The sequence below is a fragment of the Shewanella sp. 125m-1 genome, assembly GCF_052977065.1.
On record NZ_JBRILT010000023.1, the window covers coordinates 24,974 to 41,656 of the forward strand.

Annotated in this window: 17 protein-coding genes and 1 tRNA gene; 3 read left to right on the forward strand and 15 right to left on the reverse strand. The window is 41.6% G+C overall.

Features of this window, described 5'->3' with window-relative positions:
* Window positions 1-155: 155 nt before the first annotated feature.
* From ACVBIK_RS11710 to ACVBIK_RS11725, 4 genes are all read right to left on the reverse strand, one after another.
* Window positions 156-2,852: a DNA polymerase gene (locus ACVBIK_RS11710; protein WP_447169742.1), complete on the reverse strand. Its 2,697-nt coding sequence runs from the start codon at window positions 2,850-2,852 to the stop codon at window positions 156-158.
* Window positions 2,853-2,920: 68 nt separating this feature from the next.
* Window positions 2,921-3,361, reverse strand: coding sequence for a hypothetical protein (locus ACVBIK_RS11715; RefSeq protein WP_447169743.1), 441 nt, complete (start codon window positions 3,359-3,361; stop codon window positions 2,921-2,923).
* A 105-nt stretch (window positions 3,362-3,466) separates the two neighbouring features.
* A complete protein-coding gene (locus ACVBIK_RS11720) occupies window positions 3,467-3,649 on the reverse strand; it encodes a helix-turn-helix transcriptional regulator (protein WP_447169744.1) in 183 nt (60 codons plus the stop codon).
* Between the two features lie 10 nt (window positions 3,650-3,659).
* Window positions 3,660-4,817, reverse strand: a complete 1,158-nt coding sequence (locus ACVBIK_RS11725) for a tyrosine-type recombinase/integrase (protein ID WP_447169745.1) — start codon at window positions 4,815-4,817, stop codon at window positions 3,660-3,662.
* A 98-nt stretch (window positions 4,818-4,915) separates the two neighbouring features.
* Here ACVBIK_RS11725 and ACVBIK_RS11730 point away from each other — a divergent pair, with 98 nt between their 5' ends.
* Complete coding sequence (locus ACVBIK_RS11730; protein ID WP_447169746.1) at window positions 4,916-6,457, forward strand: hypothetical protein; 1,542 nt, start codon at window positions 4,916-4,918, stop codon at window positions 6,455-6,457.
* A 169-nt stretch (window positions 6,458-6,626) separates the two neighbouring features.
* Here the strand turns inward: ACVBIK_RS11730 and ACVBIK_RS11735 are convergent, their stop codons facing one another.
* Together ACVBIK_RS11735 and ACVBIK_RS11740 are read right to left on the reverse strand one after the other, a co-directional pair.
* Window positions 6,627-6,839, reverse strand: a complete 213-nt coding sequence (locus tag ACVBIK_RS11735) for a glycine zipper domain-containing protein (RefSeq protein WP_447169747.1) — start codon at window positions 6,837-6,839, stop codon at window positions 6,627-6,629.
* 78 nt (window positions 6,840-6,917) lie between these two features.
* A complete protein-coding gene (locus ACVBIK_RS11740; protein WP_447169748.1) occupies window positions 6,918-7,559 on the reverse strand; it encodes a TM2 domain-containing protein in 642 nt (213 codons plus the stop codon).
* A gap of 265 nt (window positions 7,560-7,824) precedes the next feature.
* Between ACVBIK_RS11740 and ACVBIK_RS11745 the strand changes: the two genes are divergently transcribed.
* Window positions 7,825-8,682 (forward strand): helix-turn-helix transcriptional regulator, encoded by an 858-nt coding sequence (locus tag ACVBIK_RS11745; RefSeq protein WP_447169749.1) that lies wholly within the window; start codon window positions 7,825-7,827, stop codon window positions 8,680-8,682.
* A gap of 288 nt (window positions 8,683-8,970) precedes the next feature.
* Here ACVBIK_RS11745 and ACVBIK_RS11750 read toward each other — a convergent pair whose 3' ends face one another.
* From ACVBIK_RS11750 to ACVBIK_RS11780, 7 genes are all read right to left on the reverse strand, one after another.
* The gene (locus ACVBIK_RS11750; protein WP_447169750.1) at window positions 8,971-9,402 is read right to left on the reverse strand and encodes a DUF2787 domain-containing protein; all 432 of its coding nucleotides are present in this window, start codon (window positions 9,400-9,402) and stop codon (window positions 8,971-8,973) included.
* Between the two features lie 103 nt (window positions 9,403-9,505).
* A complete protein-coding gene (locus ACVBIK_RS11755; protein WP_447169751.1) occupies window positions 9,506-10,066 on the reverse strand; it encodes a hypothetical protein in 561 nt (186 codons plus the stop codon).
* A gap of 33 nt (window positions 10,067-10,099) precedes the next feature.
* A complete protein-coding gene (locus ACVBIK_RS11760; RefSeq protein WP_447169752.1) occupies window positions 10,100-10,489 on the reverse strand; it encodes a hypothetical protein in 390 nt (129 codons plus the stop codon).
* Window positions 10,490-10,574: 85 nt separating this feature from the next.
* Window positions 10,575-11,810, reverse strand: coding sequence for a tyrosine-type recombinase/integrase (locus tag ACVBIK_RS11765; protein WP_447169753.1), 1,236 nt, complete (start codon window positions 11,808-11,810; stop codon window positions 10,575-10,577).
* A 139-nt stretch (window positions 11,811-11,949) separates the two neighbouring features.
* Window positions 11,950-12,930: a restriction endonuclease gene (locus ACVBIK_RS11770; RefSeq protein WP_447169754.1), complete on the reverse strand. Its 981-nt coding sequence runs from the start codon at window positions 12,928-12,930 to the stop codon at window positions 11,950-11,952.
* Between the two features lie 135 nt (window positions 12,931-13,065).
* Window positions 13,066-13,626, reverse strand: a complete 561-nt coding sequence (locus ACVBIK_RS11775; RefSeq protein WP_447169755.1) for a hypothetical protein — start codon at window positions 13,624-13,626, stop codon at window positions 13,066-13,068.
* 586 nt (window positions 13,627-14,212) lie between these two features.
* Window positions 14,213-14,297 (reverse strand) — tRNA-Leu (locus tag ACVBIK_RS11780).
* Between the two features lie 338 nt (window positions 14,298-14,635).
* Here ACVBIK_RS11780 and ACVBIK_RS11785 point away from each other — a divergent pair.
* Entirely contained in the window at window positions 14,636-14,770 is a 135-nt protein-coding gene (locus ACVBIK_RS11785) for a DUF3149 domain-containing protein (RefSeq protein ID WP_439268284.1), read from the forward strand.
* 145 nt (window positions 14,771-14,915) lie between these two features.
* Here the strand turns inward: ACVBIK_RS11785 and ACVBIK_RS11790 are convergent, their stop codons facing one another.
* Both ACVBIK_RS11790 and tcdA read right to left on the reverse strand, forming a co-directional pair.
* The gene (locus ACVBIK_RS11790) at window positions 14,916-15,533 is read right to left on the reverse strand and encodes a superinfection exclusion B family protein (protein WP_447161517.1); all 618 of its coding nucleotides are present in this window, start codon (window positions 15,531-15,533) and stop codon (window positions 14,916-14,918) included.
* 208 nt (window positions 15,534-15,741) lie between these two features.
* Complete coding sequence (gene tcdA / locus ACVBIK_RS11795) at window positions 15,742-16,560, reverse strand: tRNA cyclic N6-threonylcarbamoyladenosine(37) synthase TcdA (RefSeq protein WP_447161516.1); 819 nt, start codon at window positions 16,558-16,560, stop codon at window positions 15,742-15,744.
* Between the last annotated feature and the right edge of the window lie 123 nt (window positions 16,561-16,683).

The following is a 16,683-nucleotide window of genomic DNA, read 5'->3' on the forward strand; positions in this document are numbered from 1 at the left end:
CCGCGATGTTGCGACATAACTACAAGCTGGAAAGATTTGGAAAAAATTTGAATTGTTTGATTAGTTATTAATGTATATCCCCTACGAACTAGACACACATCTGCTTAGAGCCCTCGCAGGGCAAGGGCTCTAAGTATTTAATCATTTACGAAAAATTATTTATTTAATTGAGAAAGGACTTCTTCACACGAAGCATTAAACAAAGGTACTGGGTCGAATTGAGGGAATTTATCTACCAACAGCCTCGCCAGTTTCAAAGTAGATTGGGTAACAGGCACAACACCTTTAACAAGTTTCGCTCTCCCGGCACTACGAACCAAACTAGGTTTAATGTCATAACCAAGCACAACCATCCATTCAGACAATGCATTCGCGGTAATATCTTTCTTGGTAATACCCGATTCTTCATGACCATAGAATCGAACGAACAAACGAGCCATTAGCTCATCAGCTTTCTCGTCCTTCTTCAAGCGAACCACCCCCTTATCATTGGCTTTGTACATACTGAGTCGCTCATGCCAATCGTGCCAATCCTCTAACGTCTTCAGGCAATGATTCTTGCGCCAAGCATCGAATCGAATACGGGTGTAGCGCATCTCAAAAGCATTCTTAAACGGTTTAGTGTCAAAGCTGATTAAAGGAGTACCATCAACATCGATAGTTCGTGGATTAATTGGCTCACGCTTCATATCGAACTCCAGATTCAAGCGTGACTCTTTTCTTTCCATCAGCATGTCTTTCTGTTCAACACACATGGTACGGAGTGACGTTAAATGTGAAGAATCAATCTTATTCTCTGGCGTTCGTTCTTTATAAAGCTCCACCATATAAGCATTATGATCCACGGTATCTTTAGGTGGGCGAACTCCGCCCTTGGCAAGAACGGACTCCCAACCATCCATCGCTTCCACCGTATATTGTGCGCGAGTCTTAGCACAGATGAGTCGCTTCACTTTATGTTTCACTTCTAGGATTTCACCACCGTTAGGCTCCATACGATGAAACAACTCTCGAAATCGCTGACATACGGGCCCAGTCAAATCGATTTCATCAATAGAAGCGTTCGTTAAGAAACCATCGGTCGTTACCGATATAACGGTTTTATCCTCTGGTACCCCAGCAAGCATTTCACCAAGTAACGCACGAGCAAGACCACAGGTATAGGATGCATAATAAGCATTAGTTAACTTTGATGGCGGCTGTGGTTTGCTGTATCCATCCCCTACTGAAAACGTCTGTTTCGGTTTAACATTTTGTGAGAATTTACCATAAGTTGAATTTAACATTTCCTTAACAAGCTTTTCTTGAAAGGAACCTTTTTCATAGCTCTTACGTTTCTCCCGCCCCCACTTCATGTACTTCTCAAAGATTCGAGTATCATTCATCCACGGAAAAATGAACCCCTGCTTTATCGTAATCTTCGCCCCTTGATTGTAAGCAACCTCTAATTCATGCCCAGTACAGTGAGCCTCACCTGACTGCGGGAATATTAGAGAATCCTTATCCCGAACTACTATGCTTGGAAAACGCGTCTCCAGCGGAAACTCAAATTCAAACCAAGCTAGAGACATCTTATCGCCAAAGAAGTCTTTGACATCACGACTCATGTACATGTTTTCGTAGTCGATTTCCCGCAAGCCATTAGTAATAGCGCCATAGCAAGATGGAACATCGAGATCATTCCATGTATCTGACAACGTGGGGCCAGACCAAAATGCTTCATTACGGCCACCGCTATAACACTCCGATGCAAACCACTCCATGGTTTTACGTGCTAGTGTTGGCTCCTCAACGGTTACAGTGCGAACCTTGGCTTTATCCTTAGCCCAGATTTCAAACTTCTTTTCCTCAAAGCCAAAAAGCTTACGATAACCTTTAGCATCATCGAGGGAGTTGATGAACGCTTTCACGGCCATGCCACCAATGGTATATGGCACAGACTTTAAGCCTAACTCCTTGCATAAATCAGCCGTCATATCAAAGTGACGAGCACTTACTTCAGCATCTCTCAACCCGTATGCCTCAAAACCATCCTTATCGCCTGCGAGGTACTCATCCATTCTTTCGATGCTATAAGGCGCAGGAATATCCAACTTAGGCAGGCCGACGAGATCACCAACATCAGCCAATGATTTTCCAGCTGGAGCCAGTAACATAGTGTCGAAAAATGAAAGATGTAACGTGTGGTAGTTACGATTCTTATCCGTAACCTTAACGGGCTCATCATCAATACGACGAGAAAGCACCTTGCTCAAATCAAGCGCATAAGCATCGCCTAAGCTCGCAACTGTCTTTCGGATCCCCTTAATGTGCGTTTTGATTTGCTCAAATGCACGATTGAAATTAAAGATATCGGCTTTCATGAAATGGGCTGTCACTATAATATCCGTAGGCCAACACTCCAAAACATCATCTTCAATAGCCTTTTCAATTACGCGAGCAAAGCAATAGTCCATCGACAGCCGTCCCGACTTCTTAGTTGAGTCGGGGTATAACACTAACTTTGATAGTTTTCCTTTGTGAAGCACGACAAACTGGTAACTCAATACTCGATTAAACTTCCGACACTTAGACAATACATATTCAGTGTCGAATGAAATAATTGGTCGTTCAAAAAACGTGGTGCGAGCTTTATGCCGCTTACTTGTTTTCTTCGATTGCACATACTCCCTTACGCTTTCTACAGGCGGCATAGTTTCAAGGCTAATACTACTCAACGACTCATCTAGTGGCTCATCGTTACTAGCATCACCCCATGCATCAGCAAAATTCTCATCGACATCAATCACCTCAACAGACTCATCAATTTCAGTATCCATATCTTCTGCCCAACAGTTCAATGACTCTTGCATTTTCATACCCCCCTCTCTCTCTCAAAAAAAAATGGCTCCGAAGAGCCATTGTGTTAAAGCAATTAAACTTACTGACGCTTGTATGCAGCCCAATCAATCACAGGGATTTTGTTACCCTCACCAATGCCAACTAACGCATCTAAGATCACCTCTGTCAGCCCATCTAAATCAGAAAATTCTTTCACATCCAATACGCATAAAGGGCGCTCATTCACACCAACCACAACAAGATTGTCAGTCTTAGGTGAAACAAATACCGTTGAGATCACGCGAGCGTCAATAAAGCCGCCGTTCTCCAGTTTTAAGGCATATTTCTCATGAGGTTTAATCGCTTTCTTTACACGCTCAAACAGTGATGCTGACGATTCGCCTTGCTCAAAAGCGACTTTTTGACATTTAACATCTAGCAACAGCGTAAAGTCACCGTTATGAGTTAATGTCGTTGCTGCACTAGCATTAATCACAGCATTACCGTTACGAATGAATAAAGGTTGAGTTGAAGTAGTCATAATAAAATCTCCGTCGATTTATGTTTTTTATTTAAGTTTTATGCCAACCAAGCCCATCTCAGCTGGCACTATACATAGCTGGAAAGAACTGGAAAATTTCTCGACTTACGCCGCTTCCAGTAAATTTTTCTCCCATTTTTCAATTTCAGTGCGTAAGAAGCGCACACTGCGACCAATCCGTAATACCTTTGGCAAGCTGTCAGGCTTACGAGTGACATTGGTTCGCACTGTGGCAACGTTTAAACTGTATTCCGCTGCAAACTCTTCTATCGTTAATACATGTTTCATCTGGTACTCCTTAATCGAATTGAAAATTAGGTAACATCGCCTCAACTGTCTGTTGAGTGGCTTTTACTAAATGGCTATTTTGGTAATAGGCGTAACGCTCAGTCACACTCACATTGGAGTGACCAAGACTTTGTTGAGCCAAACGAATATCGTTGGTTGCAATCAACATTTGAGTCGCATAGGTACGACGAAGATCGTGGATAGTGAAAGAGGCTTTTAGAGTCCCCTCGTCTTTCATTGCTCGCTGAATACGCGCCATACAAGCACGAGGGTATGTAATATGCTCACGTTGGTTCTTTAAAGATGGGAATACCCAATCATTAAAAGAAACCTTGAGGCACTTGCGGATCAGTCGTTTTGCAGGTTCGGAAAAATAGACACGTTGGGGTTTACCTGATTTAGTCATAGGCAGCAGAGCTGACGTAAGATCATCGGCAAGCATGGAACGAGATAAGCCAATGACATTGCCAATACGCATCCCAGTTAAAAGACTTAACATCAATGCGCTTGCATGAATGAAGTTCTCCTCAGCGCAAGCATGACGGCAAAAACTCTCAGACTCCTTAGTCGATAACACTCGGTCTTTGGTATTATTTTCAACCAACTTTTTCACACCTTTAATAAGGTTCTTTTCAATGATGTCGTGCTCTACAGCCATCGAAAATAACTTAGATAAAAAAGCGTGGTAGCGATTCACCGATGCATTGGCCAAACCTGACAAGGAATTGAGAAACTTTTCAGCATCACGACGAGTCACATCACAAAGTCGCTTATGACCCATAAATGCCATTACCCGTTTCGAACGAGAAAGAAACGTTTTATGATCACGATGATGTTTATGACTATGCGGTACTAAAACTTCATCAAAGAACTGCTGAACAGTTAATCGCGAACCCTTGCGGTAAGCCCCAGACTGAACATCAGCAATAAACTGATAAGCCTGTTGGTTGAAGTCCGCAAACTTCATTTCAGGGTAAGTGCCAAACGACTCGTAGTAACGTTGACCTTTCCAACTAAAACGAACTAACCATCGTATGGAAGATTGAGTAACTAGAACGCGAAGGCGAGGGTTTTTATTCCAGCGGTACTCAACGCCTTGCTCGCCCTTACAGGGACGAGACAAGCCGTTAAGTACCTTCTGAGTCATATCAATTAGGGTGTTGCTCATTTAATCCTTCTAAATATTTGCTTCTGATACACCTCAAAGCTGGAAAGAATTGGAAAAAATGAGAGAATCAGAAAAATTAATTCAATAAAAAGAAGAAAATGGCGATTTCATTAAAAAAGGCTTATGCCGCTTGCCTATGGCTTGCAGAGCAAAAGTTGGGAATTCCTGTAGAGCATCAGCGTGGTGAGTGGGACTTAGCCAAAGACAAAGAGCTAAATTTTTCTAGAAAAGACTTAGTGATTAGCTTACCTAAAGACTATTTTTCAAACAGCTGTTACTTGAGTGTCACCCCCGAAAGCTGCACAAGTATTGATGGCGATGACTTCTCCGATGTTGAGTTCATTGACGCAAGCAATTTCATTGATGGTCATTTATTTAGGTATACGATGGATGATTATTTTCAGGACTTATCTCCATTTAGAGATATTCCTTACTTTTTACCAACTAACATACAAGAAATTGATTTTGAAACCTCACCACTCAATATCTTCAAACAAAGTAATTTAGACTTAGTGTCATTCGATGAACTAGATCATAAAAAGTACAGCGACGAAGACAAACCATATCTGGCTTTAATTACTGCACATGTAACGCTATCACGCAAATTATTGAACAACGAACTTACAGCACTCGGTATACCAAAATCCGTTCAAGAAGAATATTTCTCACCAGCCCCGTTTTTTGAACAAATGGTTCAACCGAATTTCGATTTACCAAAAACAGTCATTCCATCGATGGTATGGAGATCTAATGTAATTCCCAATTATGAAATATCTTCCGCTGAGATAGGGTTAAACCGCTTGTCTCGTCTACCAACGCAACTCTCTCAAGATTTTGCAACAAGTGGTCAACTAGACTCAGATTATGAGCTTTATTTATCGAGATCCGAGCAATGGTTTACAGACATAACCATTAAGGAAGAGCAAGATTTCACGAACTGGATCATGGTAGAAGTTCGTAAACTGTTCCCTACGCCTACTCAAGCAACGTTTAAACCAGATAGTAAAGGCTATCTAATTCAATTTGGAACTGATAAACCGATCACTGTGCGCAACTCAAAAGGTATGTCTCTGCTGTATAAAATATTAAAAGAGTACCGCAAAAGTTCCTACAGCATTGGTAGAGGCTACTCTGCTTACGCGATTGAACTTGATAATCAGTACGATACTGGTATGAACACAAAGAAAAAAAGTGACAAACATGGTTATGAGGAAAAGCTACGCAACCAGCTTTACGATCTACTAAGTCGATACTTTGAAACTGATAATTGGGATAAAAAAGAAGAGATCGCATTAGCTGCTGAAAAATTACTACCTAAAATCAACGCGCTCTGTGAACAGGTAATCCTAACTCAAGAGTATCTAAAGACAATATTGCGAAAAGACCTCGATTGGTTCGTTAAACACGGCGACTCACTTAAATTATCAACCAAAATTGATAACAATGAAGAAAGGAAGGAAATTGAAAGCCACCGCAAGAACTTAGAAAACGCATTGGATAAGCTGGGAAGTGCATGCCCTCATTTCGCCTACTATCTAGGTTCGCTAGCATCTAATAAACCCCTTGGACTTGGATATTCAAAAGAGAACAAAGAGTTTTACTTTATCTTCAACGACGATATCCAATGGGACTTTGGTTGATGGATTGAGTGTGTTTAGTCGTTAGTGTATATCCCCAACGAGCCTATATCACACAATCATTAAAGCCTTATCTAACAAGGCTTTGGCGTCACAATCTAAAACGAAAAAAGAAGAAGGTCACGAAACCCTCTTCTTTTCACTGTTATTGCTGATGCTCAAATTTGCCTAGCTAATCCTCCTCACCCAGCACATAACCAATCGTGCCACCGACCCCTGCTCCCACAGCCATTCCAACCGGACCAAAGAACCGCCCTACCATCATGCCCGTGGTTGCGCCTTTCATCGCGCCTTTTGTGCTGCCTTTTATCTCGTAACTGATTTCATCGGTATTGCTGCACTTAATGACTATCGCGCTCGTTGGCGCAGGTAATTTATCTAACATCGTTTCTCCTTTTTTTAAATGAAAACGCCCAGTCATCATCCTTAGTAACAGGGGCAATGGTCAGGCGCTTATATAGCCCTACCAAATAAACGTAAAGGGTTTAGGCGCTTCTTGGTTGTACTTGGCATCAAATACTTCAGGCGATAGTGTTAGCACTCTTACAAACTCCACCACAGCAACGACCGCTGACACTCCCGGTAAAATGAAGCAACTGCCTAAATACACTAATCCCCAGCCCCATGTTCCGGCGTAGAACTTGTGCGCGCCCATACCACCGAGCAAAAATGATAATAGCGCCATAGCTAACTTGGTTTTATTGCGCGATGCATTAACAGGTGCAGCATGAATTGATGGCGGTAAATGACCTAAGTTGGCATTGTTATTAGGCTCTGCGTTTTGTTGATTTAGCAACGCATTCATTATCTCCTGCGTCTTCTTTTCCACGGCTGATGTAGTGTTAAAGCTATCTTTAAAGCCAGATTTAACCGTGATAGAGATAGCACCATCATCTAACGCTCTAAACAGTAGCGTTCCTCGTAGGCCAAATGGGTTAACGCCATATCGCCATGCCGCTTCCAAGGTGCCAGTGTTTGCATCTTCTTTCTTGATTGAGCCATTAAGTGCAATGAGCACTGCACGACAATGCGCAAATACCGCTTGGTACTCTTGCTTTGAAATAAGTACAGCTGAGTCTGTACGCTCGAATTCAATATTCGACATCGATAATCTCCAATTTTGATTATGGTTAAAGGGGGTTAAGGCTTTTTAAGTTAGTTAAGAGGATTTAGTCAGTTAAGTTGTGGAGCTAGTATCCTCCGAGGGCTGGACAGGTTGTGTCCAGTTGATGTAACTCATTCATTTTTAAAGCCAACGCTAGGTGCTATATGGCCTATCAAAGCTATGCCAAATCTTAGTGCGCGATGAATTAACTCATTTCAAAATTGACCGGACTTAACCTGTCCAGCGTGTGCGATACGATAATGAAATGAGTAATAAGAGTGAGAAGCTAGCCTTTCGACTAAGTGATATCTTGACCCGTTTGTTTATGGGTGAAGTACTGACGATTGAGCAGTTAATGAATGACTATCAGGTTAGTGATAAGACCTTGCGCCGTGACTTTAACGAAAGGCTTATCAAAGCCCCGATTGTTAAGAGCGAAGATGGCTACAAGCTTGCACCACTGAGTCGGGTTAGCTCATCAAGCATTCAAAAGATATTGAACAACACAGGGCTATCTTCACTGTTACCTCACGGCATGCCATTTCAGCACATAGATAAAACCCTGCTGTTTAAAAGTCCTCGAATTGAAAATACTGAACAGCTTCAAGGGACTATTAGGCAACTAACTACTGCGATTCTGAGTCAGTCCATCATTAGCTTCACTTATCGTCAGCAAGCTATCGAAACGGTATCTCCTTATCTGTTGGTCAATGACCGAGGCGGCTGGTATCTCGCTGCAACTCTGTCAGGCGCGCTGTATTCTTACCGACTCAGCAAGATAACGAACATCAAGCTAAGTCCTGATAAATTCAACTTAGTGCCTAAAGTTAAAGAAGACATTTACCGACAAGGCATGGAATGGATAACCGCCGACAATGCCGATGTGTTATTGCAAGTTGACCATGAGATAGTTCACCTCTTTGTTGATGGTTGTATTCTGCCAAATCAGCAAATCTTAAAAGAACTCGCTGATGGCAGTGTGTTAGTTAGCTGTCGAGTGACCAAGCTAGGTGAAATCATACCGATCCTCAAAGCATGGATGCCTCAAATTGAAGTGCTATCACCAGTGAGTTTAAAGCTTGAGTTAATGCGCGAACTTTACGCCTCGTTAGAGCGATTTTAAGGTTTGTCTCCTATGCCAAAAGCTCAGTGTAAACCAGCTAGACGAGTTAAAATCAAAATCCCCTCTTTGGTTTAAACACCATCTTGTAAACCCCATCAAATCACTCCCATCTGAAATTCAGACTCAACGGATTGGCAAAACGTTGTAGGTAATACCACCATGAGAGCAGCCATTGTCATTACCCCACGCTTCGCATGGCGCAATGGCAAGCCTGAATAACGCCCAATATTCTCAACTCGATTTTATGGTTCATACATGGTGATTTAAGCCACGTTGACGACTTATGGCCTAGTCTGTTGCTACCTTTATTTCATCGAAAACATCCATCTCGACATAGGCTAAAAAGTTCATCTCCCACATCTGATAAAAGTCCATTGCTGAAATCTCACTAATGGGTTGCGGTCTCATGTAAGCAAATGACACTAGCCCATTATCAAAGTCAAAATCGACCTCTTTAGCCAGCTCAGGGTATGGTTGCCCGACATAGCTAAAGTCAGTGATGTAACTAAAATGCCATTGCCCATCTTCTTGCTCGATACGGATTTCAACCGGATGCCAGCCGCCTTCTTCAGCGCTGTAACTGGTATCTCGAAAGTTAAAGGTCAAAGCCTTAGTTGATGCAGTTGGTAAGTTCTGTTGGTTAGCAATTTCGTTCAGCTTATCTTGCAAATCCACTGTTACAGGCAGCAGTAAGCGCTCAACGTTAAAAGTTAAGTTCATAATAAAATCTCTTTTTAAAGGGTTAGGTCGGTACTCTTGGTCAGAGTGGTGTATGTCAATTTAGAAAGGTGTTACAGGGTAAGGCTTGATGAGGAATTACAGCTTATTTAGTAGTGGTTTCAGTAGTAGCTAGAGAGCGCAACTCATCACGACGTTGTGTGTACTCAGGGGCTAAAACATGCAGAAACACCGACTTTTCAGTAGGATTAATAAGTAGCAATCCACGTAAACACGCCGCCATAAAGCCAGCGTTATTTGCACTGCCACCTTTGAATACTGATTTAATCACGGTACTTTTAAAGGGCTTATCCGATTGCTCATCAAGTACAGCCAGAATATCTTCAAGCTTTATCCATTCCATAGAGTGAAGCCCACCACCTTCATTACCTGATAACCGTAAATACAACTGGTTATCTTCATCATGCAAGGCGATTTCGTAGAACACATGGTTAGTTGTTTTAGGCGATAGCTTCTTGGCCTTGCCTTCTAAAACGATATGGGTGAAGTGATTAAGCGGCGCTATTTCAGCTTGAGTTGTTGGTAACTCATTATCGACAACACTATCTGCCGTGATTAAGTCTGTTTCAACTTGTTCATTAATAGCTAGCTCGTTAGTGATTTCAGGTTGCGATACTAAGGTTTTGTTCTTTGATTTATGCGCCATGAGGCACCTCCATACTATGTGGTTTTAACTAGGTTAAATTGAGTCTTCAACTTGTCCAGCAAGCTTAACTACGGGTAATGTTCGGCTATCCATAGGTGCACACAAATAAGCGCCGCTCCCTGCCGAGGTCGTAATGGTCAGAGCAAGTAACCAAGGGCAATCTTCATCGTTAAGTAAGAACACCCATTCAGGGTAATCAATAACAAACTGAATAAAGTATTGGTCATCATCAGTTTCCGATGTAAGCGAGTTATCAGTGTCGCTATGTTCAATGAGGTAAAGCGTTGTACCTAGCTCGTCCCAAATGGATTGTGCGGTTTCAGCATCACCGAATGGCTCAATCAAATGAGCCAGCAATTGGTCTTTGATATTGGTTGGTAGTGGTAAGGCTGCTATCTGGTCGAACTGAGTAATTTTCTTCATTGTGGGTTTCTTTTAATAATGAAAAAGCCCCTGCTTAGCGTGAGCTAAACAGGGGCTTTTTCGTCAATGTTAATATGGTGGGTATTTAAATTGAGGGCATTGAAACCATATCAGACAAACGTGAACCAATGTCTCGTCTACGTCCTACAGTCAGCTTAGAATAACGTCTAGAACTTGATAGGTCAGAATGGTTCAGCTGCTTGGCAATGTCATGTAACGGCACACCTTGAGAGGCCAACAATGAGCCAACGGTATGCCTTGCGCTATGTAGAGTGATGTTAGCTTTGTCACCAGGAATATCCGGCAACCCCATCTTGGCTTTAATTACCTTAAGTGCATATCGAGCTGGACTAATGGGTTGGCCTAACTTCTGCCCCGTAAAGACATAGGGGTTATGTGTCACCTTAGGCACTGACTCCAAAATCTGAACCATGTAGTCACTTAGGTAAAGTGTATGGCTACTGCCATTCTTGGTATGTGGAATAAAGAGGGTTCTCTCATGTAAATCCACCTCAGACCACAAGCGAAATCTCAGCTCTTTATCTCTTGCACCAGTTAAGAACAACATGGCTAAGAACGCCCCTGTACTTCTATCCTCATACTCAAGTGCATGACCAATAAAGGTCTTGAGTTCAGATTCAGACAAGTAACCAGTACGAACATTGTCTTCTTTTAATAAGCTGACCTTATCGGCAATGAATGGCGTGTCCAGCAATCGATAGGCTTGTTTATTAATGGTCTTTAGCAATGCCAATACTCGATTAATGGTCGCTACAGCATAGGGCTTACCAGAGCCTTGAATCTTTGAAGCGAGTTCAAGTTGAACCTTGATTAAGTGTGCTGGGGTTAAGGTATTAATCGGCACATGATGAATGGATTTAGCCAACTTAAATCGAGTGACATCATCATCCCAGCTACGTTTAGTCTGCTTTGCCAGCGGAACATACACATCTTCAAAGAAGCGTTCTAATGTCATGGTGCTATCTGCTGATTTATCATCACGCGCTAGCTTTGGGTCAATACCCTCAATGATTTGCTGCCGATACTGTTTAGCTATTTTACGTAAGGTTACTAGGTCAGTTTCAGGATGCTTACCTAAGCTGATGGATGCCTTCTTACCTGTTACGGGACTGGTATAGCGGAGCAGAAACCGTTTACCTCCTGATTTACCCACTAGGCAGCGAACACCCGTGGGTAAACCAGAGTCTTTCATAGCCGATAGGTTAACTTCATAGTCGGTGGATTTTGAGCTTGAGGGGTTAGGCTTGAGATTGTTTAGGAATGCGGTGGTAAGTCGATGTGATGAGGATAAGTGGCTCATTCAAACCTCCAAATTAATTAAGTGATCATTAATTTAATATGGGTTTGAATGAGGGGTTGTTACGGGTAGTAGCGACGTCTCACCACTACCGTAAACAGGTTCTGAAATTTACCTAATATGATTCAAGTATCTAAAGCAATTATGCTGTAATTACTTGAGGTAATATTCCAACGCCTAACTGTTCTTTAGTTAATGGTGATAACTCATTAATTCGTTCGTATATCCAATCAACTAACGTCTCACCTTCCATAACAGAAATGTTTTCATCCTTTGCGTGCTGTAGAGTTTCAGTGGATACTCGCGCAGTTGTAATCAGCCACTTATCTACATGTTCATCTTCTTCAATAGCTGCGAGTTGTTTGATACCCCACGCACTTGTTTCACCACTATGATGCTTAACTTGGATAAATACTCGATTACTCGACACAGGATCAGTACGACTCGCTTCGATATCGACATCCGAGATATCAGAGGTCTTATTCTTAGCTGCTATATGCGCTGAATAGCCCTCGATTTCCATCAGTTCTTTTATAAGCCTTTCCAACCCATAACCACCACTTTTTAAGCTAGTCGAACCATTTCTCAGGTTAGATAGAAGAACCTCCTTAAAGTCAGCAACCTGCTTATCTTTTTGCTGTTGGAAGATACTGTCAAAGCAAACTCGATTATTTTCTTTTAGCTCAGTTAAGTATTTTTCAACCTCTTCAGAGAACTCATTCAATGAGGCAATGCTCATTCGGATTTTCAATCTACTTTCCAAGCCCTGAGAGAGCTTTGAACGAGGTATCCTTATTGCTTCACCATTTTCATTCTTAAAATAGTCAACGTTAATTCGATTAGCACCGTAGCCACCATCATGCTGATATGTCCTCCCCTCTCTAACAACACCTAGGATAATCGCTCTGGACACGGGAACTATTACAATATCGCCGGGTTTTGCGTGGAAAAATCTAGATATTTGATTCTTCTTACGACCAATATCGATATTTTTCTCTTTGACATAGTTCATCAATAGCTTAAAGCTTTCAAAAGATGACATGTCTATACGCTCCCAGCCATAGCCAGCCATATTACGAGAAATTAACTCGTTTGGACTACGTACCAGTATAATGTTTCCCATAATTATCCTTTAAAGCGTAATGAGTTAAAGTTTACTGAAACTCACTCACAAAATTTAACTGAACCCGTTTACCGGACCATTCTCATTGTATTAATGTCTGAAATATAGATTTAAATCATCCTCAATATTCAACCATTAACACCTAACCCACTTTTTCTTAGACTGCTGAGATCTTTGAATTTTATTACTATTGGATAACTCATTAATCGCCTTAGTGAAGGCTGATTTAGATAGTCCCAACTGTTTCTGTAAACTTGGATCCAATGCGCGTGGGGATTTCAAGGCAGAAAAGACCTTATCTTGTGGTGACTTAAGCTTTGGCGTAGAAGTATTAACTATGGGAACAACTGTATTTTCCCTAGTGCGAATACATATAGCAGCTGCACCTAACTGGTTACATTGAAATTCAAAAGCCAAAATCAAGCTTTCATCATTACTATATAACTCTAAATGAACAGAGTTTAATTGTTTCTTATCAAGCGCTAGCAACACTCTAGAAAGATAAGCAATAATGTAAAAATCGGCCTGATTTGGAGCACTCGGATAATCAGAGAGATACAAGTACAAGGATTTCTCACATATCAACTTAACCGTTTCCGATTTCGAAAAAACAAATACTTTATCTACAACTGATGCATCAATTTTCTCTAACTCTTTTACCCCTACGTTTTCCGCATCCACAAATATCATCTTCATTGCAGCACCAAATCAACTTGTTACTAGTGATGCTTAAATTCGCACAGAAGTACCAAATGATCAACGTGTTAAACACAGCGTATCGTTCTGCCCAGATCTTATGGTCAATTCATGGTGAACGACTGTGAGTAATGATTATGTATCTATCCCCTACGACCTTAATAAACACTCTCATCAAAGTGAGAAGTTACAAGGCTTTCAGCTATTTCATTAAAACGATCAAGTGACCTACTCAAACCAAGCCACTAACTCATAAAAGAACTCATAGCACCGTAAAGTCACCATGGTACGACCATGAAACAGCTAGCCTGAAGCCCTTGGCTATGTTGGCTTGTTATTTGGCAAGAACCGGAGATTGTTGGATTTAGTGAGATTGCGTTGTGCACAGATTTGGCAGGTGATGCACCATATATAGACCATAAACTGATTTTTGGGGCTGATGAATTGCTGGTTATGGAGTGAAAATACGCAGATGAAATTGCAGGGAGTTGGTGATGAAAGATTGCTTGGAAGTGGCGCTAAGCCTAGCATAGCCAAATTACAGGCATAAAAAAACCTGCTCGATGGCAGGTTGCTTTGTTGATAATGGTACCTGAGGACGGACTTGAACCGTCACTTCTTTCGAAATCGGATTTTGAATCCGACGTGTCTACCAATTCCACCACTCAGGCATTATCAATAACACTCACTGTAAATCTGCTCGACCTCAGTAAGTGAACGGAATTATACCTACCAGCAGATGAATGGCAAGTACTTTGAATTGAGTTTTGTATCAACTGAGCGTTTTTCAATCTCAAAAGCCTATAAACGCTCACTTTCGCCCTAAACAAACGCCAAATCCATTATCTGCTTTGACAGGTAAAATTAGTAAAACGTGATCTACAGCATATTCATTAACAATACAGCCTCATTTTCTTAATAACTGGAGCGGTAATTGACTCAGATCAAAAAACTCACAAGCACCGAAGCGTATGGTTATTAGGAATTAAAAAGAAAGAGGATTTCGCAAATGGCATTCTGGTTAGATTTGATGTTTGGCAACCCAATAGGATTGGCCTCAATGATTGTTATCTTTAGTACGATTGGCATCATTTCGTATCTAATGTGGATGTTCTATACCAAGTCTGCGGATCCCGAAAATTAGTTTTCGATATTGATTCTAATGCAGGGGGCTATCAGCCCCCATTTTTTTGGGGTAAATTTGGTGAGTATTGTTGCTAGTACTGTTGCTAGTACTGTTGCTAAAGCCATTAACTATAGAGCCACTGAGCCTAGTCACTTATAGCGTATTAAGCAGCATGCTTTCGTGGTACTGCAAAGCTATTGACGAAATGTGGGCGCGCTTTAATCAAGTTCTTCATATCTTCAGGGCTAGGCTCTCCGACAGGAAAACGTAACACTTGGCGGTTAAGGTGAACACGAGCCCGCATTGAAATCTTAAAGTCTGCTGTTGAGCCTTGGATAGCATAGTGCTTCTGGTTACCTAAGTGCTCCAAAATTCCTGCCTTTAATAAACTTTTAACTGCTGTCTCTTGCTCTGGTAGGGTCAAGATTGTTTCACCTTGTAAGAAAAACTCCCTTAATAAGGCTCTCTCTGTTGGGTCGAGCAGCTTTACTTTTTCCTCGATAATTTCAAGAGAGCGCTTATCACTTAAGTGACTAATCGCCTCATCTAGAAAATAATTTAAAATCTGCGTCAATAAAAAAGCCGCACCAATGATTAAACCCAAACCAATAAAGTGTGCATTTTGTTGAGAAAACTCATTAAGGCTCAATGAGGCCAACAGCGCTTTAGGAGCAAATAATAGTGCAGCGCACGCCAGTGCAAGCCATAGCATTGCTGTAAAAATTAACTTTTTAGGCGACATCATTTGAAAAGAAGTTAGTTTGAAAGCCACTTTTTGCATACCCATTTACCCAGTGTCAGAAATCTGTTCCTACCTAGATAAAAGCAAAAATAGTGCCAACATTTAATAGTAAGTGGCTAATAGTTAATGGCTAATGCTCAACATTACATTTCATCCAAAGAGGATTACCTTTTTTCCTAAAAGGTACAGCTTCCAGGCTGAAAAGAAAAAGGCGCCTAACTGGCGCCTTATTAGTGGCTAGTTTCTGCTATGTATTTGCTTTTGCAGCTAACTTGGTTAATACCCGACTTGCAGCAACAAACCCAAAGGTCCCAGTTACAACTGTCACCGCACCAAATCCTGATGCGCAATCCATTCTCATGCTTCCCTCTGCCGTAGCCTTGGTGCTGCATACAGAGCCGTCAGCTTGTGGGTAAACTAGTTGCTCAGTTGAAAACACCGCTTCGATTGAAAAGCGACGGGCGACATTCTTGGAAAAGTTATATTCGCGTCTTAACTGGTTACGTACTTTAGCCAACAGCGGATCTTGATAGGTCTTAGCTAAATCAGCCACCTGCACTTGAGTGGGATCCATCTGTCCACCAGCGCCACCAACAGTGACAATGGGTAACTTTTGACGCTTACACCACGCAATCAATGCAGTTTTAGCCTTAACGGCATCAATACAGTCCACGACGTAATCAAGCTCTCCCCCTTGCTTCTTACCCTGAAAATATGCAGATAAGTTTTCAGGGGTAATGAAGTCTTCTACTTCATTAACAATGCATTCAGGGTTGATCTGTTTTAGGCGCTGCGCCATCACTTCGACTTTAGATTCACCTATAGTGTCTTTTAACGCATGAGCCTGTCTATTAGTGTTCGTCACACAGATATCATCCAGATCAATCAAGGTTATCTGCCCAATACCACTTCTCGCTAAAGATTCTGCGACCCAGGTCCCCACACCACCGATGCCAACAACGGCTACATGGGCGGAGGCAAAAAAACTAAGAGCTTGCTGACCGTACAAACGACCTATCCCAGCAAAGCGATTTAAGTAAGCGTCAGACAAAGTGTGATTATTCAAAATGATACTCATTGTAGAAAATAGAAAGCGCAACTGCGTTGATATTTTATCCCAAACGCTGGAAAAACCCTAAAAAAATTACTTTACCCGCAAAACATTTGTAAATCATTTTCACAAAAAGAG